21 protein-coding genes and 1 riboswitch are annotated in these 22,914 nt (G+C 38.7%); of the genes, 14 read left to right on the plus strand and 7 right to left on the minus strand.

The window, feature by feature from the left end:
• Window positions 1–54 precede the first annotated feature (54 nt).
• The 5 genes from M3226_RS11850 to M3226_RS11870 all read left to right on the plus strand — a co-directional run bounded on the left by M3226_RS11850 (window position 55) and on the right by M3226_RS11870 (window position 7,083).
• Complete coding sequence (locus M3226_RS11850) at window positions 55–1,266, plus strand: argininosuccinate synthase (RefSeq protein ID WP_251565542.1); 1,212 nt, start codon at window positions 55–57, stop codon at window positions 1,264–1,266.
• A 205-nt stretch (window positions 1,267–1,471) separates the two neighbouring features.
• Window positions 1,472–2,848: an argininosuccinate lyase gene (gene argH, locus M3226_RS11855; RefSeq protein WP_251565544.1), complete on the plus strand. Its 1,377-nt coding sequence runs from the start codon at window positions 1,472–1,474 to the stop codon at window positions 2,846–2,848.
• 497 nt (window positions 2,849–3,345) lie between these two features.
• Window positions 3,346–3,455, plus strand: a riboswitch (SAM riboswitch).
• A 96-nt stretch (window positions 3,456–3,551) separates the two neighbouring features.
• Window positions 3,552–4,784 (plus strand): homoserine dehydrogenase, encoded by a 1,233-nt coding sequence (locus M3226_RS11860; RefSeq protein ID WP_251565546.1) that lies wholly within the window; start codon window positions 3,552–3,554, stop codon window positions 4,782–4,784.
• Between the two features lie 194 nt (window positions 4,785–4,978).
• Window positions 4,979–6,364, plus strand: a complete 1,386-nt coding sequence (locus M3226_RS11865; protein ID WP_251565548.1) for a glycosyltransferase family 2 protein — start codon at window positions 4,979–4,981, stop codon at window positions 6,362–6,364.
• Window positions 6,365–6,426: 62 nt separating this feature from the next.
• Window positions 6,427–7,083 carry a glycosyltransferase gene (locus M3226_RS11870; protein ID WP_251565550.1) on the plus strand — a complete coding sequence of 219 codons (657 nt, stop codon included), beginning with the start codon at window positions 6,427–6,429 and terminating at the stop codon, window positions 7,081–7,083.
• Window positions 7,084–7,129: 46 nt separating this feature from the next.
• Here M3226_RS11870 and M3226_RS11875 read toward each other — a convergent pair whose 3' ends face one another.
• Window positions 7,130–7,303, minus strand: coding sequence for a YfhD family protein (locus tag M3226_RS11875; RefSeq protein WP_251565552.1), 174 nt, complete (start codon window positions 7,301–7,303; stop codon window positions 7,130–7,132).
• A 119-nt stretch (window positions 7,304–7,422) separates the two neighbouring features.
• Window positions 7,423–7,560, minus strand: coding sequence for a YfhE family protein (locus tag M3226_RS11880; protein WP_144567384.1), 138 nt, complete (start codon window positions 7,558–7,560; stop codon window positions 7,423–7,425).
• A 173-nt stretch (window positions 7,561–7,733) separates the two neighbouring features.
• Here M3226_RS11880 and recX point away from each other — a divergent pair, with 173 nt between their 5' ends.
• Complete coding sequence (gene recX / locus M3226_RS11885) at window positions 7,734–8,552, plus strand: recombination regulator RecX (RefSeq protein ID WP_251565555.1); 819 nt, start codon at window positions 7,734–7,736, stop codon at window positions 8,550–8,552.
• Window positions 8,553–8,575: 23 nt separating this feature from the next.
• Window positions 8,576–8,899 (plus strand): YfhH family protein, encoded by a 324-nt coding sequence (locus M3226_RS11890; RefSeq protein ID WP_251565557.1) that lies wholly within the window; start codon window positions 8,576–8,578, stop codon window positions 8,897–8,899.
• Window positions 8,900–9,011: 112 nt separating this feature from the next.
• Here M3226_RS11890 and M3226_RS11895 read toward each other — a convergent pair whose 3' ends face one another.
• The gene (locus M3226_RS11895) at window positions 9,012–9,191 is read right to left on the minus strand and encodes a small, acid-soluble spore protein K (RefSeq protein WP_098527988.1); all 180 of its coding nucleotides are present in this window, start codon (window positions 9,189–9,191) and stop codon (window positions 9,012–9,014) included.
• Window positions 9,192–9,320: 129 nt separating this feature from the next.
• Between M3226_RS11895 and M3226_RS11900 the strand changes: the two genes are divergently transcribed.
• Entirely contained in the window at window positions 9,321–9,572 is a 252-nt protein-coding gene (locus tag M3226_RS11900) for a YfhJ family protein (protein WP_251565559.1), read from the plus strand.
• Window positions 9,573–9,699: 127 nt separating this feature from the next.
• Here M3226_RS11900 and M3226_RS11905 read toward each other — a convergent pair whose 3' ends face one another.
• Entirely contained in the window at window positions 9,700–10,680 is a 981-nt protein-coding gene (locus M3226_RS11905; protein ID WP_251565561.1) for a metal-dependent hydrolase, read from the minus strand.
• A 195-nt stretch (window positions 10,681–10,875) separates the two neighbouring features.
• Here M3226_RS11905 and mutY point away from each other — a divergent pair, with 195 nt between their 5' ends.
• Complete coding sequence (gene mutY, locus M3226_RS11910) at window positions 10,876–11,976, plus strand: A/G-specific adenine glycosylase (RefSeq protein WP_251565563.1); 1,101 nt, start codon at window positions 10,876–10,878, stop codon at window positions 11,974–11,976.
• A gap of 84 nt (window positions 11,977–12,060) precedes the next feature.
• Here the strand turns inward: mutY and M3226_RS11915 are convergent, their stop codons facing one another.
• Window positions 12,061–12,285 (minus strand): hypothetical protein, encoded by a 225-nt coding sequence (locus tag M3226_RS11915; RefSeq protein WP_098527992.1) that lies wholly within the window; start codon window positions 12,283–12,285, stop codon window positions 12,061–12,063.
• Window positions 12,286–12,428: 143 nt separating this feature from the next.
• On the opposite strand from M3226_RS11915, the gene fabL reads away from it, so the two are divergent.
• From fabL to M3226_RS11940, 5 genes are all read left to right on the plus strand, one after another.
• A complete protein-coding gene (gene fabL / locus M3226_RS11920) occupies window positions 12,429–13,178 on the plus strand; it encodes an enoyl-[acyl-carrier-protein] reductase FabL (protein ID WP_251565565.1) in 750 nt (249 codons plus the stop codon).
• 83 nt (window positions 13,179–13,261) lie between these two features.
• Window positions 13,262–13,582 carry a gamma-type small acid-soluble spore protein gene (locus M3226_RS11925; protein WP_251565567.1) on the plus strand — a complete coding sequence of 107 codons (321 nt, stop codon included), beginning with the start codon at window positions 13,262–13,264 and terminating at the stop codon, window positions 13,580–13,582.
• A 639-nt stretch (window positions 13,583–14,221) separates the two neighbouring features.
• Window positions 14,222–14,479, plus strand: a complete 258-nt coding sequence (locus M3226_RS11930; RefSeq protein ID WP_251565569.1) for a YgaB family protein — start codon at window positions 14,222–14,224, stop codon at window positions 14,477–14,479.
• Window positions 14,480–14,672: 193 nt separating this feature from the next.
• Window positions 14,673–15,203, plus strand: coding sequence for a nucleoside tri-diphosphate phosphatase (ntdP, locus tag M3226_RS11935; RefSeq protein ID WP_101647593.1), 531 nt, complete (start codon window positions 14,673–14,675; stop codon window positions 15,201–15,203).
• A gap of 92 nt (window positions 15,204–15,295) precedes the next feature.
• Window positions 15,296–17,065 (plus strand): ABC transporter ATP-binding protein, encoded by a 1,770-nt coding sequence (locus M3226_RS11940; protein ID WP_251565571.1) that lies wholly within the window; start codon window positions 15,296–15,298, stop codon window positions 17,063–17,065.
• 50 nt (window positions 17,066–17,115) lie between these two features.
• Here M3226_RS11940 and M3226_RS11945 read toward each other — a convergent pair whose 3' ends face one another.
• Both M3226_RS11945 and M3226_RS11950 read right to left on the minus strand, forming a co-directional pair.
• The gene (locus tag M3226_RS11945; RefSeq protein ID WP_251565573.1) at window positions 17,116–18,189 is read right to left on the minus strand and encodes an aromatic acid exporter family protein; all 1,074 of its coding nucleotides are present in this window, start codon (window positions 18,187–18,189) and stop codon (window positions 17,116–17,118) included.
• Window positions 18,190–18,391: 202 nt separating this feature from the next.
• Entirely contained in the window at window positions 18,392–22,861 is a 4,470-nt protein-coding gene (locus M3226_RS11950) for a glutamate synthase-related protein (protein WP_251565575.1), read from the minus strand.
• Window positions 22,862–22,914: the final 53 nt, after the last annotated feature.

Here is a 22,914-nt window from a genome sequence, read left to right on the forward strand (position 1 = left end):
ATTCTATCGAATGAATAAAAATCCATAAAGTATTCAAGGAGAGTTAGAATAAAAATGACTAAGGAAAAGATTGTATTAGCATACTCAGGCGGTTTAGATACATCTGTATCAGTGAAATGGATCCAAGAAAAGTACGGTTATGATGTAATTGCCTTGGGCTTAGATGTCGGTGAAGGTAAAGACTTAGAAGCTATTAAAAATAAAGCATTAAAAGTTGGCGCTTCGAAAGCGTATATGATAGATGCAAAAGAATTGTTAGCAAAAGAATATATTTTACCAGCTTTAAAGGCTAATTGTTTATATGAAGGTAAATATCCGTTATCGTCAGCTCTATCAAGACCGCTTATTTCTAAATTATTGGTAGAAGTAGCGGAAAAAGAAGGAGCAACAGCTGTTGCCCACGGTTGTACAGGTAAAGGGAATGACCAAGTTCGCTTTGAGGTATCCATCCAAGCATTAAATCCTAGTTTAAAAGTGGTTGCACCTGTTCGTGAGTGGGGAATGACCCGTGATGAGGAAATTAAATATGCGGAAGAAAACGGGATACCTATTCCAGTAAATTTAGACAATCCGTTTTCCATTGATGCTAATATCTGGGGGCGTGCCTGTGAGGCCGGAGTTCTCGAAGATCCATGGGCAGAGGCTCCAGAAGCAGCATTTGACTGGACTAATCCAATTGAATTAACACCAGATGCACCTGAATATATTGAAATCGAATTTGAACAAGGGGTTCCAGTTGCATTAAATGGCGAAAAACTTCCACTTGTTCAGCTTATTGAAACACTTAATACGCTTGGTGGTAAGCATGGAGTAGGCCGTATCGACCATATTGAAAATAGATTAGTAGGGATTAAATCTAGAGAAGTGTATGAAAACCCTGCTGCGTTAATTTTAATTAATGCTCACAAGGAATTAGAGTTTTTAACACTAACTCGTGAGGTTACCCAATTTAAGACACAGGTTGAACAGCAAATGGCGAAGATTATTTATGAAGGTCTTTGGTACTCACCAATAAAACCTGCTCTTGATGCTTTTATCGATGAGACACAAAAGGTCGTTTCTGGAACGATTCGTGTTAAATTGTTTAAAGGAACTCATACAGTGGTTGGACGCAAATCACCGCACAGCCTTTACAACGAAGAGTTAGCAACCTATGCTAAAGGCGATGCTTTTGATCATAATGCTGCTGTCGGCTTTATTAAGCTATGGGGGCTGCCAACCAAGGTTTATTCTGAAGTAAATAACAAAGAAACGATTTTAAAATAATCCGGATTGCCCTCGAATCCATTTTCGGGGGCACTCTTCTTTATTCTTAGATAGTATAGAAATTGACTTTAAGAATTTTCTAGCTCCAGCGCCTAGCCCTCGAGGTCACAAGTTGATCCGTCAAAAGGTTAAAAAGCAGCCTTTCGGCCTGCTTGTCGGGATTGACCAAGGCGCTTACGCTTTTCTTATTTAAGGAGGAACAGTAATGTCGAAGTTATGGGGCGGCCGTTTTACGAAAGAAACCAATAAGCTCGTTGAAGAATTTACAGCATCAATTTCCTTTGATCAAAAGTTAGCGAAAGAAGATATTGCCGGAAGTATGGCGCATGTTCAAATGTTGGGAGAATGCGGGATTATTCCGATGGAGGATGCTGGTAAAATAAAGGACGGCCTTCTTGCAATAAAGAAAATGGTGGATGCTAACGAAGTTGAGTTTTTAGTTGAAGATGAAGATATTCATATGAATATTGAAAAGCTCTTAATTGAAAAAATCGGCCCTGTAGGCGGCAAGCTTCATACAGGACGCAGCCGTAATGACCAGGTAGCTACTGATATGCATCTTTACTTAAGAACTAAAACCACTGAACTAATTAAGTTAATTGAAGATGTCCAACAGGCATTAATTGGGCAGGCAAAGGAGAACATTCACACATTAATTCCAGGGTACACACACTTGCAGCGGGCCCAGCCTGTTTCCTTTGCACATCACCTGATGGCCTATTTTTGGATGTTTGAACGGGATAAAGAGAGACTTATTGATTCACTTAAACGAGTGAATTGGCTGCCGCTTGGTTCGGGAGCATTAGCAGGAACAACATTTCCAATCAACCGTGAACAAGTGGCAGAAATATTAGGCTTTGAAACCATTTATCCAAATAGTATGGATGCAGTGAGTGACCGCGATTTTATTTTGGAATTCTTATCAATCGGATCGATTATTATGACACATATTTCTCGATTTTCAGAGGAATTGGTCATCTGGTCCAGTCAAGAATTCCAGTTTGTTGAACTTGATGATTCATTCTGTACAGGTTCAAGTATCATGCCTCAAAAGAAAAACCCGGATGTACCAGAATTACTTCGTGGAAAAACAGGAAGGACTTATGGGAACTTAATTGGATTGTTAACCGTACTTAAAGGCTTGCCGCTTGCTTATAATAAAGATTTACAAGAAGATAAAGAAGGCATGTTTGATACGGTAGAGACTCTTGAAGGGTCATTAAAGCTTTTGGCTCCAATGATTGAGACGATGACTGTTAACAAAGATGTGATGCGAAAGGCGATTAATAATGATTTTTCCAATGCAACCGATATTGCTGACTATTTAGTTAGAAAGGGCTTGCCATTCCGTGAGGCACACGAAGTGATTGGAAAAATAGTCTTATATGCAATTCAAGCAAATAAGTTTTTATTAGATTTAAGTTTTGAAGAATATCAAAGCTTTAGTCCTTTATTTGAAGAAGATATATACAAGGTGTTGGCTCCTGAGCATGTAGTCGCGGTTAGAAACAGCTTTGGCGGCACCGCCCCAGAACAAGTGGAAAATCAAATACGACTTGCACAGGGGAAACTTCAAAGATAACAATGGTAATTTTAAAGCTCGCCAAACGGCGAGTTTTTATTTATCAGAAAAGATTTTAACTTTGAGAATTGTCTAGCTCGAGCGCCTAGCCCCTCGATGGTCTACAGCTTATCCAGTTGCGGCTCCTTGGGACGCAAGTCTAGCCATCCCCTGAAGAAGGCAAAAAGCGCCTTCTTACAGGGTACGTTTTAGCCTAGAGTCCCAGGACAGTCGCCTCCTCATTTAGGACAATCCGTCCAAAAGGTTAAAAAGAAACCTTTCGGCCGGCTCGTTTGGCTACAGAAAGCTATCGCTTTCAGTACGCATATAGGGCGAATAGTCTTTGACCCTGCTTTCGCCGGCCAGTCGACAAGTCGCCCTATATCGGGGCTGCCCAAGGCGCTTGCGCTTTTCTTATAAAATAATCGAATTAAAAGAATATATTGACATTTAATAATAATTAAACTAGAATACTTTTTATAACTTAACTTGGTAATTTAAATGAAAATAAAATATAACTCTTATCCAGAGAGGCGGAGGGACTAGGCCCGATGAAGCCCGGCAACCATCAAGGTATTCCTTGAAAAGGTGCTAATTCCTGCAGGTTATTTAGCCTGAAAGATAAGAGGAGGAATTGGCCCTCTTCTTATTAAGAGGGCTTTTCTTCATTTATTAGAAAAACTGACATAGATCATGCAAATATAATAAGGAAGGGTGGATCAACATGTCTGTAATTAAAGTGGCAATCCTCGGGTTTGGGACTGTTGGTGAAGGGTTTTATCAAACGATTCAATCACATGCGGAAGAACTGACGGCGGTTTTAGGCAAGAAGGTAGAGGTGGCAGCCATTCTAATCAAGAACAAGCAAAAGGAGCGGGACATTGACAAAGATGTATTAGTTACAACAGAATTTGCGGATATACTAAATTTGCCACAACTTGATGTTGTTGTCGAAGCCATAGTTGGTAAAGACCCAACCTACATATTTTTAAAGAAAGCCATTGAGCGTGGCTGTCATATTATTACAGCAAATAAGGAAATGTTCGCCCACTATGGACAAGAGCTGCTTGAACTTGCAAAAGTGCATCATGTCTCTGTTGGATATGAAGCCACTGTGGCTGGAGGAATTCCGGTTATTCAAACATTAAGACAATTATTAAATGTAAATCGTGTTCAGCAAGTTCAAGGTATTTTAAATGGAACATCGAACTTCATTTTAACGGAAATGCGAGAGAAGAAGCTCTCTTTTGACCAAGCTTTACTAGCAGCACAAGAAAACGGCTTTGCAGAGGCTGACCCGACAAATGATATTGAAGGCTATGATGCCTTTTATAAAGCCATGATTTTAAGTAGACTTGCCTTTGGCGAAGAACCAAATTGGCATGCAGTTGAAAGGTTAGGGATTACTTCCATCACAAAAGAATTGATTGACACAACCGAAAGGCTTGGACTAAGGTTTAAACATATTGCCAGTATAAGCAAATCAAGTCATCAACTAAAGGCATCTGTTAAACCAGTCCTTGTTGGAAATGAGCATCCTTTATATCATGTCGAAGGAGTTCAGAATGCAGTAAACATTTCTTCGGATATTGTTGGTCAAATAACACTACAAGGACCAGGTGCAGGGATGTTTCCAACAGCAAGTGCGGTTATTGAAGATTTAGTCTACGTCTGTCAGAACCGGCCTGAAAGCCAAGGATTCTTATCAACAACTGAAGCCAATATTGCCATTCAGGGCCAGGCGCAAAAAGAAGAAACTTGGTTATTAGCTGGATTGTTTAATAATGTGATTGATCCTTCAATTAAATTGATTGAACATGTTGAAGATGGAACATGGATTGCAAAAGGGAAAAAGGAAGAAATTGAGGAGCTCTCGACACAAAATAATGAACTTATCTTTTTTCCGATAATAGGAGAATATGAAAAAGAGCAAATATCGGCAAGAGTAGCTTTATAGAATAATTAAACATTATCACCTTTATACAAAAAGAGCCTACGGCTCTTTTTTTTTTTACTTTTTACATTCACTTCCAATAAAAAGTGCACAGAAACCATTAATTTAGGTATTAGTTTAGTCAGATACGATTGTCCCTCATATCCTATAAAGACTAAATGGACTAGTATAATCTAAAAGGAAGTGAAGAGGTCCGTATGACATCAAAGTCTATAACCAATAGAAGTAATCCATTGTTCTCTGATTCCTTGGAACAGGAAAGATTCAGTGACGGCACTGGTGAAAAAAGCTGGGGCGGCGAATTTAAGTGGTCAAAAAGTATAAGAAAACGAAAAAACGATACTGAGCAAATATCAGAAAAAGGTGTAAGTAAAATCTCACAGGATGATACGAATCACGAGATTGAAGTCAGTATTATCATTCCATCACAAAATAAGTATCCACTAAATTTATTTACCCTTTACTCCCTCGAGTATCAAACCTTTAACACTAAAAAGATGGAAGTAATCTTTATTAACGATGCATCCACTGATCAAACAGAAGAAGCATTAAAAGGATACCATCCTCCATTTCAGTTTCATTATATTCACAACACACAAAGACTCGGCAGAGCAAGGGTTAGAAATTTAGGCATTCAAGCTGCAAGGGGGAGTATTATTATTTTCCTTGATGCAGAAATGATTACTGAACCTGACTTTGTCGCGAATCACTTTAACTATCACCAAAATTACCAAAATCTTATTGTAACAGGGGCAATGTATGCAAAAGCGTTATATTCTTGTATTTTCCCTGAATTCTCCGACCAAATGATGAAAAAGCTCGAAAACTTAGCAAAAAAGAATCAAAAAATATATGAGAGAATCCAAGATTGTAAATTTCCTATTGAAAAGTCATATCCACTGATCGAAAAAGACGATATCGTTCAGGGAACCTTCAAAGAAATATCGTATAGTGCATACCCATGGTATCAAGGAATCATCAGTAATTTCAACAAAGAATTAGAAGGGTTCATGTTTCCATGGATGGCATTTCTAACAGGGAATATGTCCATACGGAAGGAGCTTATAACTCAGGCTGGGATGTTTGATGAAGAGTTTTACCATTATGGTTATGAGGATTGGGAATTAGGATACAGATTACATCAAATGGGTGCAAAATATATAGTAAGCAATAAATTGACCACATACCATCAAGAGCATCCTGTTGGGGAAGGAAAGTGGAAAGAAGCCGTAGGAAACTTTGGTTTATTCTGTTTAAAACACCATGAAGTAGATGTGTTAATTTTAGCGTTAGAGCTTGCTAGAATGACAGATATACTAACCATGAATAATGTTTTAAAGGAATATAAACTGCTTCTGAAAACAAATCCAGAACAATTTCAACGCTTCTCAGAAAAATTCATTGCTATTCTTGAGACCATTATTCTTATGCTTGAAGTCGACATTCGTCATTTTAATATCTTAGGTGCTGCGGGCTTTAGTTCAAAGGCTAGAGAAAGTCTTATAAATGATATGAAACAAATTGAAACCCTTAAAAGCTATCCGAATTTAACCAAGTTTTTGGCGATGGTAATAAACTCATAAACCAAATGAGAGGAGTGGAAAAAGTGGTTTCCATTATTACTTGTACAATAAGAGATGAATGCATGAATAATATTTTTAATAACTATCAGCAACAGACATGGAAAGAAAAGGAATTAATTATTGTTTTGAATAAAGATTCAATGGACATTGATCGATGGATTGAAAAGGCAAAGAACTATCCGAATGTCCAAGTGTTTCAATTGTATGAAAATGCCACTTTAGGCGACTGTTTAAATTTTGGGGTTTTGAACTCCAGCTATGATATTATAGCTAAATTTGACGATGATGATTATTACGGACCTGATTATATTACAAATGCAATGTTGATCTTTGAGGATCCGAATATCTCGATTGTTGGTAAAAACTCGATTTATATATATTTTAAAAATAAAAAAGCACTTATTCATGTTCAGGGAGCGGAAAATGCTATGTCTGATACAGTAGCAGGTGCAACCCTGATGTTTAGAAAAAATGTATTTTATTATATCCGTTTTGAAAAAGTAAATCGTGCTGAGGATTACTTTTTTATTGAGCAATGTAAAAAAGTAGATTTTAACATCTTTTCAACCGATCGTTTTGATTTTGCAGTTATACGGCAGGACTCAGAAAAACATACTTGGAAGATTGATGATGACGACCTAATGGGGTGGGGGGACCTAGTTGGGTATATGGATGATTTTCAATCGGTAGTATCCAATAAGCAATCAGCTTTAATTTAAGAAGCAGGGCAGCCCTGCTTCTCTATTTTTTAATTAAAGAAGTTATTTACTTTCGATTTTTCACACGTTGATTAGCAGCATTAGCACGTGCCTGTGCCTCAAGATCAGCGTGATCCGCTAACTCTTCAGAATACTCGACATCTTTTCCATCTGTTTTTAAGTTTTTAGGAACTTGTGGAAGTGACCCCTTATTGTGCTTTTGTCCTTGTGCGCGACCCATGAAAAAAACCCCTTTCAAATTAAACTAAAGAGAGCAGCAAATGCTCTCAAAGATAGTTTTTACAGTCTGAAAGGAGTCCATTAATGGAAAAATTTTATTTTTAATTTTTGAATGTTTTCCTAGATGCGAGTCTTTTTGTCTGTAAAACCAGCCGCACGGTCAGCCATCTTAAAATCTCGCTGATAGCGGACCTCTTGCATGCTTGTTAAAGAAAATTTTCCTCCGTCTCTACTGTCCTTCTTTTTCTTTCCACCCATTATCCTCATTCCTTTCAACCTTTTTGTAAAACTGAATGCCTAAGTGCAAATCATAAAACCAAATATGTACTTATTTCCATTTTTACCTTTTAGAAAAAAAAGATACGGTTTTTTTCAATATATTTTAAAAAAATACTTCTTCCGTATGGTAAAGTAATTTTGAGGTGAAGGATATGGCCATTATTACAAAAATCACCGCACAGCAGAAGAACCCAGACCGGTTTAACGTATTTATGGATTATGGCAAAGGTAAAGGTGAGGAATTTGCTTTTAGTGTCGACAGTGATGTATTAATTAAATTTAAACTTAAAAAGGGAATGGAACTCGATGACTTTTCCTTTTTAGAAATACAGTTCCAAGATGACATCCGCAAGGCTTATAGTCTGGCTATAAATTATTTGGCTAGAAGAATGAGGGCGGAAAAGGAAATCGTGGATTACCTTGTTCAAAAAGAAGTGGACGAGCCTATTATTAAAGAGGTTATTCATAAGTTAACCACTCAACATTATATTAATGATCAAGATTATGCTGTAGCTTACGTCAGGACGCAAGCAAATACAACAGATAAAGGTCCTAATGTAATTAAAAAGGACTTAAAGGAAAAAGGAGTGGCAGATGGAATTCTTATCCAGGCGCTTGAGGAATTTACGCTCGAGCAGCAGATGGAAAAGGCAATTAAAATTTCTGAAAAATTTTATCAAAAAAATGCTAAGGTCTCTCTTAAGGTCCAACAACAAAAGCTTGAACAGCTCCTGTTAAGAAAAGGGTACTCTTATGAAGTGATAAACTTTGCTCTTAATGAGATAGAGGTCCCGAAACAGGATGAAGATGAAGAAATGGAAGCTGTCAGATTTCAAGGGGAGAAGGTCCATAGGAAGTATTCTCATCTTGAGGGGTTTGAGTATCAGCAAAAAATAAAACAAGCACTATACCGTAAAGGCTTTACAATGGATTTAATTGAGCGTTTTATAGCTGAGAAAGACGAAAAATAAAGAGTTAAGGGAAGTGGATTATCATGCAACAAGATAAACGCTACAGTGATATGACTGAGTTTGAACTACGACAAGAAATTGCAGAGCTTAAGGAAAAGGCAAGAAAGGCTGAGCAAATGGGAATGGTGAATGAGTTTGCTGTCCTAGAAAGAAAAGTCCAAATGGCACGAGCTTATATGATGGACCCTGATTCGTTTAAACCAGGTGAAATTTATCAAATTGAAGGAGATCCTGGACAATATTTTAAAATTGATTATATGAACGGGGTTTTTGCTTGGGGCTACCGCTTAAAAAGCGGCGGTAAGGAAGAGGCATTGCCCATCTCGGTTTTAACACCGTTAAAATAAAAAACATGTGGCAAGAAAATTATAGACAAACCAGAGGCATATCTCTGGTTTGTCTACTGTTCTTTGAAGATTTGTCAAGTTACAGCGCCATTTAAAGGTGCTTAACTTTTCCTTATTTCCAGACAGCCTGCGGTGATTCGTCATCGCGCTCACCGGAAGCCCGCATGCGTTCTTGCGGGTGAGTATTGATGCTGCCGTCTGCTCTTGTGGAAGCATATTCTGCTTTAGCGCGCGGTTCTCCCTCAAGTTTGTTATCATTTTGATTTGGAAAATTAGTGGCCTTATTTCTCATGCTATACCTCCAGTTAGGGAATGAGAAAAACGTGAAAAGCATCATATTTAAAGTGCTAACCACGTACTGTTAGTATTTGCTTATTGATTGCAGGTTATTTTATAAGAAATTGGTAAAAGAGGTGTGTTTATGAATGAATACCATGAAAGATTAATTAAGTTGTTAATGGTTAAAAACGGACAGCTAAGCTACGAACAAGCGCGTACATGGGTGGAGTTATTATGGGATGATTTTGAAACCTCCTATGCAAGAGCTGGCAGGGAATACAAAGGCAGTGAAATGGCAGAACGGATTGTTACTCAGTGGATTGAAAATTATGGAGACAAACTTCACGAGTTTGTCGCAACAAATCCAAAATATAAAAAATACTTGATTCAATAAGAAAAGCGCAAGCGCCTTGGTCAGCCCCGATATAGGGCGACTTGGCGACTGACCGGCGAAAGCAGGGTCAAAGACTGGTAGCCCTTCTTATCTCATTAGAAAGAAGGGCTACCTGAGTTAGCCCTTCTCAACTGGGTATAATACTTAACTTCTTCCGTAATTTCTTCTCACTAAATACCCATCCCGTATAAGAACTGATTGGCTTAAGATCACAATCTAATTGAACAACAGCTACAAAAGGATAGTGGCCATTACTACGATAACGTAAATCAATAAACCGGACTTCATAAAAGTCAGTATATTCATCAACTTCCCATCGATAGACGGGGGAGAATGACAAGAATGCTGACAGATTTTTATCCTTTTTAGCAGCTTCGATTACAGGCGTATTTGGAACAGGGACTCGGATAAACCGGTCTAAGATTTCTACCTGCTTATTAACAGATCTCCCTACAAAAAATTGCTCCTTATTCATGGCGGCAATTCTCCATTGATGAAACCGCATTGTTGGTGCTATTATCACTTCTGTGGCGTCTGGAATTAGTTTTTTTACTTCATGCAAGACACTATTTTTCGCCACGTATCTCCAAACGTAGTATAGGATGATTACAGCATACATAATTAAAAAGGTTACTCCTGGCTTTGCCCCGAGCATCCAAATAAATATGCCGACAATATGAATAGCGAAAATAATTGGATCAAACGTATTTATGACGCCGAGCGCTACCCATTTAGAAGAGAAGGGTCTAAGGGCTTGTGTCCCATAGGCATTAAAAATATCGACAAAAACATGGATAAACACTGCAGCAAATGTCCAAGCCCATAAATGCAAAAGGTTTGCACCTGAGAAAAACGGATAGATAACCGCTATAATAAGGAGCGGCCATAAAATGACCGCTGGAATGGAATGGGTCACTCCACGATGATTTCGGATATATATCGCATTATTTCTAAGTTTTAACACAGTGTCAATATCTGGTATTTGTGAACCTGCGATCGTTCCAATTAAGACACTTACAGCGGTAGCATGACTGCCGGCCACTATCGGATCCAGCGTAGCAAGACCACCTAAAGCAATACCCATTACCACATGAGTTCCAGTATCCAAAAGGATTTTCCCCCTTTAATAAATTCTTGTCAAAAAAGCGATTTTAGCTTATCGTAAATGAATGGATGTTGATAATTGTCCAGCTGCAGCGCCTAGGTACTCGGGGGGGCATAAGCCCCTAATCAAGGCGCTTTTGCTTTTCTTATTTATTTTCCCTTTTTTCGTGGTGTTTAACAATCTGGAGGATCAAAAGTTATGATTATTGAACATGAAAATTCTGAAAAAATCAATATAAATGCATTTCAAAACGATTTAATTTCCTGGTTTAAAAGGGAACAGCGTGACCTGCCATGGCGGAAGGACCAGGATCCTTACAAGGTCTGGGTTTCAGAAATCATGCTTCAGCAGACCAGAGTAGATACGGTTATCCCGTATTTTAATCGATTTATTGAATGGTTCCCGACAATTGATGACTTGGCTGAAGCTAATGAAGATAAAGTACTTAAAGCTTGGGAAGGTCTTGGCTACTATTCTCGCGTGCGAAATCTTCAATCCGCAGTGAAGGAAGTAAGGGAGAAGTATAACGGAGAAGTGCCAAATACACCGAAGGAAATCTCTGAACTAAAGGGAGTAGGACCTTACACAGCTGGGGCGATTTTAAGTATTGCCTATGGGATTCCTGAACCCGCTGTAGATGGAAATGTGATGAGAGTACTCTCTCGAATACTTTCAATTTGGGATGATATAGCTAAATCATCCTCAAGGAAAATTTTTGAACAAGCAGTCCGTGATTTAATCTCGCATGATGATCCATCAGCATTTAATCAAGCCTTAATGGAGCTGGGTGCCTTAATTTGCACACCTACATCACCTTCTTGCTTATTATGCCCTGTACGGGAGCACTGTCAGGCCTTTTTTGAAGGGGTACAAGAAGAGCTTCCTGTTAAAACCAAAAAAACGAAAACACGGAATGTTCAACTTGCTGCTGCTGTACTAACAAATTCCGAAGGTAAATTTCTTATTCATAAGCGTCCAGCTAGCGGCTTGCTTGCAAATTTATGGGAATTACCAAATGTTGAGCTACATCACAATTTACAAAATGAGCGGGAAGAGGTAGTATCTTTATTTACCCAAGAGTTGCAGTTAAATTCCCATCTTGAAAGGATTATTGGTCAAATAGAACACGCATTTTCCCATTTGATATGGAATATTAAGGTCTATACAGGGACACTTCCTGATGATTTTCTAGAAAAAGAGGATTGGAAGCTTGTCTCATTTGATGAGATGGATGAATATGCTTTCCCTGTTTCCTATCAAAAAATCTTCCAAATGTATAAGAATTCCCAAGAGGAATAGACGCTGCCAATAAACGTTTATTCCTCTTTCTGGAAATATCCAGCTCCAGCCCCTGTTCAAGGCGCTTCCGCTCTTCTCATTATATTAGTCATACACAGTTTTGGTTCCATGAGTATAATCGGCTTCTTGACGTTTCATCCCGCCGCGCTGTTCAATTTCCTCAATAATTTCTCGATGAATCGTCTGACCTTCACTATTTAAATACGGAGCAATTTGTTGAAACGAATGGTGAAAAAAGGCTAATTCACTATTCTTCCAATCCGTTTTTGCCATCATTGAAAGCTCTGTCATATCCCGTCCTACATACATATCCCTAAACTCCCCCTCATTTGTATTTGATTTTAGTGTTTTATATTAATTGTCTTCTATTCATGGAAAAGATAAAATGAATAGAAAAGTGAAACGTTTTGCGACTTATCTTAAAATAAAATACATAGAAGGGAAATAAAAATATGACACAAAAAGTAGCACTGATTACAGGAAGCAGTAGAGGAATTGGCAAGGCAACCGCCCTGCGCTTAGCAGAAGCAGGGTATGATATTGTTATTAACTATGCACGAAGTAAAAGAGCGGCCCTAGAGGTTGCGGAACAAATTGAAACAAAGGGTCGGAAAGTTTTAGTTATAAAGGCTAATGTAGGCGACGTGGCAAAAATAAAAGATATGTTTGCCCAAATTGACGAAGAATTTGGCCGGTTGGATATTTTCGTTAATAATGCGGCTTCTGGTGTACAACGTCCAGTGATGGAATTAGAAGAATCGCACTGGGATTGGACGTTAAATATCAATAGTAAAGCTCTTTTATTTTGTGCCCAAGAAGCAGCAAAACTTATGGAAAGAAACGGCGGCGGAAAAATAGTCAGCATCAGTTCCCTTGGTTCAATTCGCTATTTAGAAAATTATACCGTAGTAGGTGTTTCAAAGGCAGCTCTTGAAGCGTTAACAAGGTATTTAGCAGTTGAGTTAGCACAAAAGAATATTATTGTTAATGCTGTTTCCGGCGGTGCTGTGGATACCGAGGCATTGAAGCATTTTCCAAATAGGGAAGAACTTTTGCAAGAAGCCAGGGAAAAAACCCCGGCTGGACGAATGGTGGAAATTGATGACATCGTTAATAGTGTTATGTTTCTTTTATCAGATCAATCCAGCATGATTAGAGGACAAACGATTATTGTTGATGGCGGAATTTCTTTACTGGTTTAAAATATATTTAAATTATTTTTAAATAATTTTTTTGGATATTCTCCACGCAACCGGGACATATTAATTTCGTGGAGGTGATATCAATGGCAAACTTCAATCAACAGCCAAACAAAACTTCTGCTGGAACTAACATCCAGGAAGTTAGACAACAAAATGCTCAATCTGCACAAGGCGGTTCTTCTTTTGGAACTGAATTTGCAAGCGAAACTAATGCTGCAGAAGTAAGAAAGCAAAATGCTCAATCTGCAGGTGCTGGTTCTGCAGGAGCAGGCGCTACTGGAGCATCTGCTGGCCAATTTGGAACTGAATTCGCTAGCGAAACTAATGCTCAAGAAGTAAGACAACAAAACCAACAATCTCAAGCTCGTAAGAACCAAGGCAGCGGTCAATTCGGCCAAAGCTAATACAAATACTTAAAAGAAGGCACTCTTTATTCGTAAGAGTGCCTTCTTCCTTTCTTTATAGAACTTAGATTAATGTCTAGCTCTTGTGCCCTAGCACTAGAGTGCTTCCCTCATTTCCCTTCAGTCAACATCGAATCACTTCGCTCTTCGTGTCCTTTATCTTGACCGGATCAGTCCAGCCCTTACGTCGCTGAAAAGGGCGCTTCTGCTTTTCTTAAAAGATAAGAAAGTATAAATGTTTTTGACTTCGAAAATTGTCCAGCTCCAGCGCCTAGCCCCTCGAGGTCACAAGCCAATCCGTCCAAAAGGTTAAAGAGCAACCTTTCGGCCGGCTCGTCTTGTGCTTGTCGGGGCTAACCAAGGCGCTTGCGCTTTTCTAACTGTCCAGCTCCATCGCCTAGGGGCTCGGGGTCATCAGCTTATCCGGTTGCGCCTCCTTGGGACTCGAGCCATAAGCCACCCCCTAAAGAAGGTAAAAAACACCTTCTTGCAGTGTGCGTCTTAGTCTAGAGTCTTAGGGCAGTCGCCTCCGCTATTCTATTTCGACAAAACTTCCTGTATGTCTACAGAAAAAGTCAAAGGGAAAATGCTGTTGTTCGAGAATACATATAGTAGCTAAAAAATAAGGCGGTGAGGGAAATGGATCATTTTAACCGATTAGTTTCCGAGCAAATGGTGACAATGGAAAAATTACTATATCTGCAAGCTGAGCTTGAACGATGCCAGCAAATTGAGGAAGAGCTCCAGACATTACAAAATGCAACCAATCTAGAGAGCATTCAAACCGATATTCAGGCCATGAAGCAAGAACTAAAAGAGATACAATTAATTTTTGAAAAGCAAACAGAAGAGGTTATTAATTCTTATCGCGAAATGAATTTAACCCCTTCACTGTAATTTTTGAACGAAAAACAAGGAAAAAATACACAATTTTTTACAAAGAGCCAGTGAATTCTGGCTCTTTTGTTTTAAATTCTTGTCTTAACCGTTATAATAATAAAAAATAGGAATTTTACTTTGTTACCTTTTGTCGTTATTTATCTTGTTATGAAATAGGTTTCAAAGCGTTCAAATGAAGGTAGGGGAGAAAATGGTCGTACCCATCGAAGGTGAACCAATGCAAATACATAGCTATAAACACAATGGGCACATCCATCGCGTCTGGGAAGAAACAACTGTTTTAAAAGGCTCTCAGAATTTAGTGATTGGCGGTAATGACCGGACACTTGTAACTGAGTCAGATGGGAGAACATGGATTACAAGAGAACCGGCAATCTGTTATTTCCACTCACAATACTGGTTCAACGTAATTGGAATGATCCGGGAAGACGGTATTTACTATTACTGTAATATTAGTTCGCCGTTTATATTCGATGGTGAAGCACTAAAGTATATTGATTACGATCTCGATATTAAAGTGTATCCTGATATGACCTTTAACTTACTAGACGAAGATGAATATGAACGACATCGTCGTGAAATGAACTATCCCGATGTCATCGATAAAATTTTAAAGAGAAATGTTGATAAATTAATTCAATGGATTCGTCAACGTAACGGTCCTTTTGCACCTGATTTTATCGATATTTGGTATGAACGTTATTTAACTTACAGACGTTAAAAATACTTGGTTGTTAAAAGAACCTGTTGTTCGGAAAGCAACAGGTTCTTATCTGTTCTATTTTTAATTTTAGATGAAGGGGAGGGGATTGCTTGAGCAGTATTCGCAGATACCTGCAATTTGTGAGGCCATATCGGTTACAAATTATATGGACGATTATCATTGGTATTATTAAATTTTCCATCCCGCTGATTATACCTATGCTGATAAAGTATGTGGTTGATGATATTGTTGGAAATCATGGCCTGTCCCATGGTGAAAAGGTTCATAAACTTATGCTTATTATGGGTATTATGGTTGTGGTGTTTGTTTTCCTAAGACCGCCGATTGAATATTACCGACAGTACTACGCTCAATGGACTTCAAGTAAAATTCTATATGATATACGTGACCAGATGTATACCCATATTCAAAAGCTCAGCTTTCGGTATTTTTCAAATAACCGTGCTGGAGAAATCATTTCCCGTATGATTAATGATGTTGAGCAGACGAAGACATTCGTTATTTCCGGATTAATGAATCTATGGCTTGATATTGCCACTATCGTTATAGCTATTATTTTTATGTTTTATATGAATGTTAAATTAACCGTGGTATCAATCTTGTTATTTCCGCTTTATGCTATTTCGGTACGGTACTTTTTTGGTAACCTTCGAAAATTAACAAGGAATCGTTCACAAGCACTAGCGGAGGTACAGAGTTATTTGCACGAAAGAGTGCAGGGAATGTCAGTGATTAAAAGCTTTGCAATAGAGAAATATGAACAAACACAGTTTGATAAACAAAATAAAAATTTTTTAGAAAAGGCCTTGCAGCATACCAGCTGGAACGCTAAATCATTTGCTGTTGTTAACACGATTACGGATATCGCCCCATTAATTGTGATAGGATACTCAGCCTACCTAGTGATTGAGCATCAATTGTCACTTGGAACGATGGTCGCTTTTTTTGCCTATATCGATAAACTTTATAATCCCTTAAGAAGACTTGTGAATTCATCGACGACCATTACACAATCATTTGCATCAATGGACCGGGTATTTGAATTTTTAGACGAAAAATATGACATTGTTGACAAGCCAAGTGCTCGAGACTGCAGTAAGGTAAAGGGCGATATATCATTTGATCATGTTTCCTTTTCTTATGATCAAGCAGAAGAGATGGTACTAAAAGACATCCATTTAGATGTTAAAAAGGGAGAAACAATTGCACTCGTCGGGATGAGTGGAGGAGGAAAGTCAACTCTCGTTAGTCTCATCCCCCGCTTCTATGATGTAACAAAAGGGAAAATTACTTTAGATGGCGTGGATATACGTGAATTTAAGGTTCAAACTCTAAGAGACAAAATTGGCGTTGTTTTTCAAGACAATATCTTATTTAGTGAATCTGTTAAAGATAACATTTTATTAGGGAAGCCGGATGCGGCTGAAGAAGAAGTGTATCTAGCAGCCAAAGCGGCAAACGCCCATGAGTTTATCTTAAACCTTTCAGATGGATACAACACCAAGGTCGGAGAACGAGGAGTAAAACTTTCTGGTGGTCAGAAGCAGCGTGTTGCAATTGCCAGGGTATTTCTAAAAAATCCTCCTATTTTAATTCTAGACGAAGCCACTTCAGCCTTAGACTTAGAAAGTGAGCATCTTATTCAGGAATCGCTGGAAGTGCTGGCAAAAGATAGGACCACCTTTATTGTTGCCCATCGCTTATCGACCATTACCCATGCCAATCGGATTGTCCTGATTGAACATGGTCAAATTGTTGAGATGGGGACTCATGAGGAACTAATGGCTAAACAAGGGAATTATTATAAATTATTTCAGGTCCAGCAGCTTGAAAGTAAGAATGAGCAGGTATCTATTTAAGGATACAAATAGAAGAACCCCAGTAAAATGATACTTGGGGTTCTTTTCATTTATTCATTTACTTCTTCGACGGATACTTCGTTATGATGGTAGGAATGAAAGCTGATAATTAAGGTATCAAGATGTTCAACCTGTTCTCCATAATCGATAATTGTGGCAATAATTTGCATGGAATGATATAAATGCGGATTATCATGATCGTTGTTTTCTCTTACGTGCTTTAAATAGAAATCGAACAACTCTTTTTTATTAATGTAGTTTAATTCTTTATCACCTGAGGACGGAGTTGGGACTTTTCCAATAAAGCGGAGTAAAACCTGTTCATGATGATAGATTAAGCTATCTAATTGATCTTGGATGGACTGTTTAAAGCTATCGGAAAGCTGTAAAAGTTCGTTTTCAAAGCGGTGCAGCCTTTTTAAAGTATCCAAGGCTTTTTTAGCGGTTAAATTTAATTGTCGGTAAATAACCAGTTTTCGTGATTTTTCTAGCTTATTTTTTTTAAAATAACTGCGTTCTTCTTTATACATCGTATACAACTGCTCCATTGAATGAATGCTCTCTTTAAAAGTCCTGATATCTGCTTTAAGCAATTGGTGATCATAGTCATGTCTGGTGCTTAAACGAATCCATTTAATGATTTCTTCCGTTGTATTGACAATTTTAAAGTAAAGTTTATTTTCATACTTAGGCGGCATAAAGATGAGATTGACTAAAAAAGCGGAGAATACACCAATCATAATGGTTGAGAAACGAATACCAGCAAACTGAATAAAATTACCGCTTTGCATCTCCATGATGGAAATTAACGTTACGAGTGATAATCCGATTGTATTTTCTAGTTTAAGCTTAAGATTTAGAAGAATGACAATAATGGCGGCCAATCCGATGACAATAATGTGATTCCCTAAAAGAAGAACAAAAATTACCGCAAACAATGCGCCAATAATATTTCCTTGAATCTGTTCAATAATAGTCAAATAAGAACGGTATATGGTCGGTTGAATTGCAAAAATTGCTGCAATTCCGGCAAAGACAGGGGATGGGGAATGCACCAGCTGGCCAATAAAGAGGGATAATGCAATGGCTATTCCGGTTTTTAAAATGCGGGCACCTAACTTCATTTAATTAAATTCCTTTCAAAAATACGTTTGTCTGTATGAATGAATAACAAATATGTACTATACAATGTTTACCCCATTTTATCAAGAGATATTATATCAATTTATATATTCGATTTATATTAAAAAATGTTAAAAAAAGTCCGCTGGAAGCAGCGGACTTTTCATAACCCTTTTTTTGGGGATTAATGCCTAGGCAAAGTGATCACTCTGTTGATACAGATGGATCTGCCTGCTCTTTAACAGGGACAATTTGCATAAAGTGATTTTCTGGATTTTCTAAAAGGCTACTAAGCCGTTCTGCCTCTTCAGTTTGACCATTTTGCGCGAGTAAAGCAGTATATTTACCTAATAATTCATTAATATCTATTTTGCCTTTTTCATCTAAATTGACAACAGATACTTTGGCACCTTTTGCAACACGGCGCTGAATGGCATCTTTGGTTAGACCCAATTCAGGCTGATGACGGACATAAACAACACCACCGGTCATACCTGCGCAAATCCATGGACCTGGGTCACCCAGAACAAGGCCGCGGCCATTTGTCATATATTCAAAAGCAAAACCTTTGATATTTGCGTTTGCTCCAATATTTCCAGCTTCTTTTTCTGGGAGAGGCTTCTTTACGGCACCGCCAATAATTAAATCAGCGCCGGAGAGACGGATTCCCGCACGGGCGTCAGCATTTCCTTGAGCAACGAGAAGACCTTTTTGTGCACCGTAACCAAAACCTTTACCAACAGAACCATTGAGATAACGGCCATTTTTACCTTTAGACTTAAGAACATGAATATTGCCGCCGAAGGAAGTTTTTCCGACTCCGTCTTGTCCGCCGCCATTGACAGTAATTTCAATTCCTTCACTATTATAGGCACCTAAGCCGTTACCAGGGATAGAGCCTTCCTTATATTTGAGCTGAACAGGAGCCAGCTGCTTATAGGAACCATCAAGTCTGCCGCGAACGCGGTGGCAGGATACCCTGCTTCCTAGTACCCTTTGTTCGGATGTTACACTTAAGAACTCGCGTGAAGAATGAAGCTGATCTACACTTGCATCAAGATATTCTGCACCGGCAGCCACCTGCATTTGAACTTCATCCATTGATTTTGAAGCATCAGCTTTTGCAAATTGGCTAATTTCAAGCGTTTTTAACAGATAAGAAAGGCTAAGTTGGTTTTCACCCTTAATCTGCTCAAGCAGTTCAGAATGACCAACTGCATCTTGTAAATTTTTAATACCTAATGAAGCAGCAAGAGCCTTTAATTCGGTTCCAAATGCAGTAAATAGATTCATAATTCCTTGAACTGCTAAATCTAGTTGTCTAGGAACAAAACGACGAAGGCCATGTTCTTTCGCCTGTACTTCTGATTCAATTTGGGTTGCGATTCCAACATGGCAAGTATCCAAATGACAGCCACGGCATGTTGTACAACCAATTGAAAGCATTGCTAATGTACCAAACCCAACACGGTTAGCACCTAAAAGCATAATTTTAATAACGTCCATGGCGCTCTTCATGCCGCCATCTGCCCAAATTTCTACCTTATGGCGAAGCCCGCTTTCTAATAGGGCATTGTGAGCTGCTTTAACCCCAATTTCTACTGGCAAGCCAACATATTGAAGGGCATGGATTCTAGCCGCACCTGTACCGCCATCAAAGCCGCTTAGCGTGATGATATCTGCACCAGCTTTGGCAATACCAACTGCGATTGTACCGATATTTGGTACAACTGGTACTTTAACCGCAATTTTAGCTTGGTCATTGGCTGTTTTTAATTCTAAAATCATTTGTGCCAAATCTTCTATTGAATAGATATCATGGTTATTAGATGGTGAAATTAAATCGGAACCAAGTGTTGCGTTACGAGCAGCAGCAACCTTTGCCGTAACCTTTGAACCAGGTAAGTGTCCGCCTTCACCAGGCTTTGCACCCTGACCAATCTTAATTTCTAATAGGTTTGATGAATTTAACAGTTCAGCATTTACACCGAAACGGCCCGATGCAATTTGCTGACCCCTTGTTCTTGGATATTTTCCAAGCATATCCTTAATTTCTCCGCCCTCACCATTTAAACTTACCATGTTCAAACGATCAGCACCTTCGGCATAGGCTCTAAACGCAATTTCGTTTTGAGAACCAAATGACATAGAAGAAATTAAGAATGGTAAATCATGTTCGCCGACACGAAGATCCACTTCTTCTGGTGATACTTGTTTGTTACCCTTTTTAAGTGAGACCAAATGACGAATTGTAGTCGGATTTTGCTCTTCCTGCTCAGTAATTTTATCGCGATATACGTTATAGTCACCGGTAGAAGCAACCTCACCAATAGCTTTCCAAATACGTGGGAAGAGGTGGAATGTTTTGCCGACTCTTTCTTTATCATTCTGGTAATCTGCTGCTCTTTTGATAGAATCCTGCTTCATTGCTTCAAAATCCATCTTGATTTCATTCGAACCAAAGAAGTTTACGATGTTTAATACTTTGGCAACTTCATCATGCAGCCCAATGCTAGAGTACAGTCTGCCATATCCACGCAGCTCGTGAATTCCAATCGTAGAAATTACCTTTTCTAACCCTTTTGTTAAAGCACTATATAGGTTTGTTAACGGCTTAGTTGTTTCATCTTGAACGGTTAAGAACATGTAATATGGACTAATCAAATCTGCTCCTAAACCGAATACTGTAATTACATCATGAAGCGAACGGATTGATGCTGAACGTAGTAGTAATGAACAGTCTCTTCTTAACTCCGCTTTTACTAATGCTTGATCAATCGCAGAAGTCGCTAAATGTGAATCAATCCAGTAGGAATCTTCTTGGTGTGCTTTCGCATCATCAAGAATCAGTAGAGTGTTACCAGCTTGAACGGCTTGAACCGCTTCATTTGCCAGTCTTTCTAGGGCCTCATCCAAATTTTCGCTGCTTGCAAAGGTTGTTGAAATGAAGGCAGCTAATTTAAGCTCTTGGAAATGTTGGACTACCTGATCAAAACTAGGCTGTCCTACCTCTTCTGCACACAAGAATCCAGCTTTTCCTTCCAGTAAAAGAGGAGTGGTAAGCTCAATGACTCCATTTGCTTTTTCAGCCGCAAATAAGCCTGGACGTTTACCAACAATGACACGCGTAGAGAAGTGTTCTGTTTCACGGTCGCGGTCAATAGCAGGGTTTGTTACAACGGCAACACTTTCTTTAATATAGTCAGCAATATTCACGCGCTCTGGATTAAGGGCTGCAAGTGGGGCATCATGTCCAAGTGAACGAATCGGCTCGACACCTTTTTCGGCCATTTGTTCAATTAATTGGATATGGTCACGTTCCCAGCCAAATGCCTTATATTGTCCGTTGTGTATTTTATCTGGATAACTCATTGTAACAATTTTATTAAATGTTGGGGGTTGAAGCCTAACTCTTGATTCACTAATTGCTAAGCGGTCATTAAAACGGCTGTATACTTCGTTCTGGTAACGGCTATGCTCGAAAACCTCTAATGTGTCACCGTTCCATTTAAAACCGACCTTCTCACCAGGTGCTAATGGCTTTGGATCATTCACATATTCACTTGAAGGAATAATCCCTGGTTCAGAAGAGAAAAGATAAGAGCTTTCAGTCTCAAGCATCCATAGTGGACGTAATCCTAAAGCATCTACGCTAAAAACTGCTTCATCACCATAGCGGGAGATAATACCGGCAGGTCCTTGAGCAAAATGTCCCCATGCTTCACGAAGATACGTATATAAATCCTGAAGATGTTCAGGGTATGCTTTGATTTCATTTATGATTGGCGGGAACAATAAATCCATTGTTTCAAATAAAGTGTAACCTTCACGGCAGATTAATGTTTCCATTGTGCGGCTTAAATCCTGTGAGTCACTACCGTCTTTTACTAGCGGAACCCCAATCATTCTTGCTTCGTCACGAAGCTTGGCAATGGTATTAATTTCACCGTTGTGACCTAGGACACTAAATGGTTGAACCCGGAAAAAACTTGATAACGTATTGGTGGAATAACGATTATGGCCTAAAGTCATGGTTGAAGCGACCAGTGGATTCGCTAAGTCATGATAGTAACGAGGCAAAATATCTCCAGCACCCATAACTTTATAAACTACATGATTTTGGCTAAGTGATGCTACATGTACATTCTCGTTGGTCTCAAAGTCAATAAGCGCGTCAAACAAATTCTTTGTCAGTTCCTTGCCTTTCTTAGTTGAAACACAGGCAAATTGCCAGAACACAGGATTTTCTTGGATGGCAATTGGACCTAGTGCGGCAGAGTCTGTCACTTCATCTGTCTCAAAAACTAATGTAAGTTCGTATTTTTCTAGCTTTTTTTGTAGTTCTTGTTTGGTTGATTGCCAGTTTACTTTTTGGCTGATAAATACATGACCGACAGCAAAGTCCTCTTGGTCTGCAAGATTTGCATCAATGCCGGCAGCAGTTAGTTTGTCTTTCCAAAGCTTTGTTGGTATGTCCATATGGATTCCAACACCATCTCCTTCGCCGTTAATAAAACCAGCGCGATGGTTCATGGTAACAAGTGCCTCTATACAGTCAAAAATATTTTTTCTAGTTGGAATTTTACTTTTTTCTAGACAAGCGACAATTCCGCAGGCATCATGTTCCTGCTTATGGAAATCTTTAAATAGGGAAGGGGTCCAGTTTTGTGACATTATTCTTGGCTTTATCGGTTCACCGTTAAAGCCGTTTCACCTCCTATGATACT

Source organism: Neobacillus cucumis (assembly GCF_023715505.1).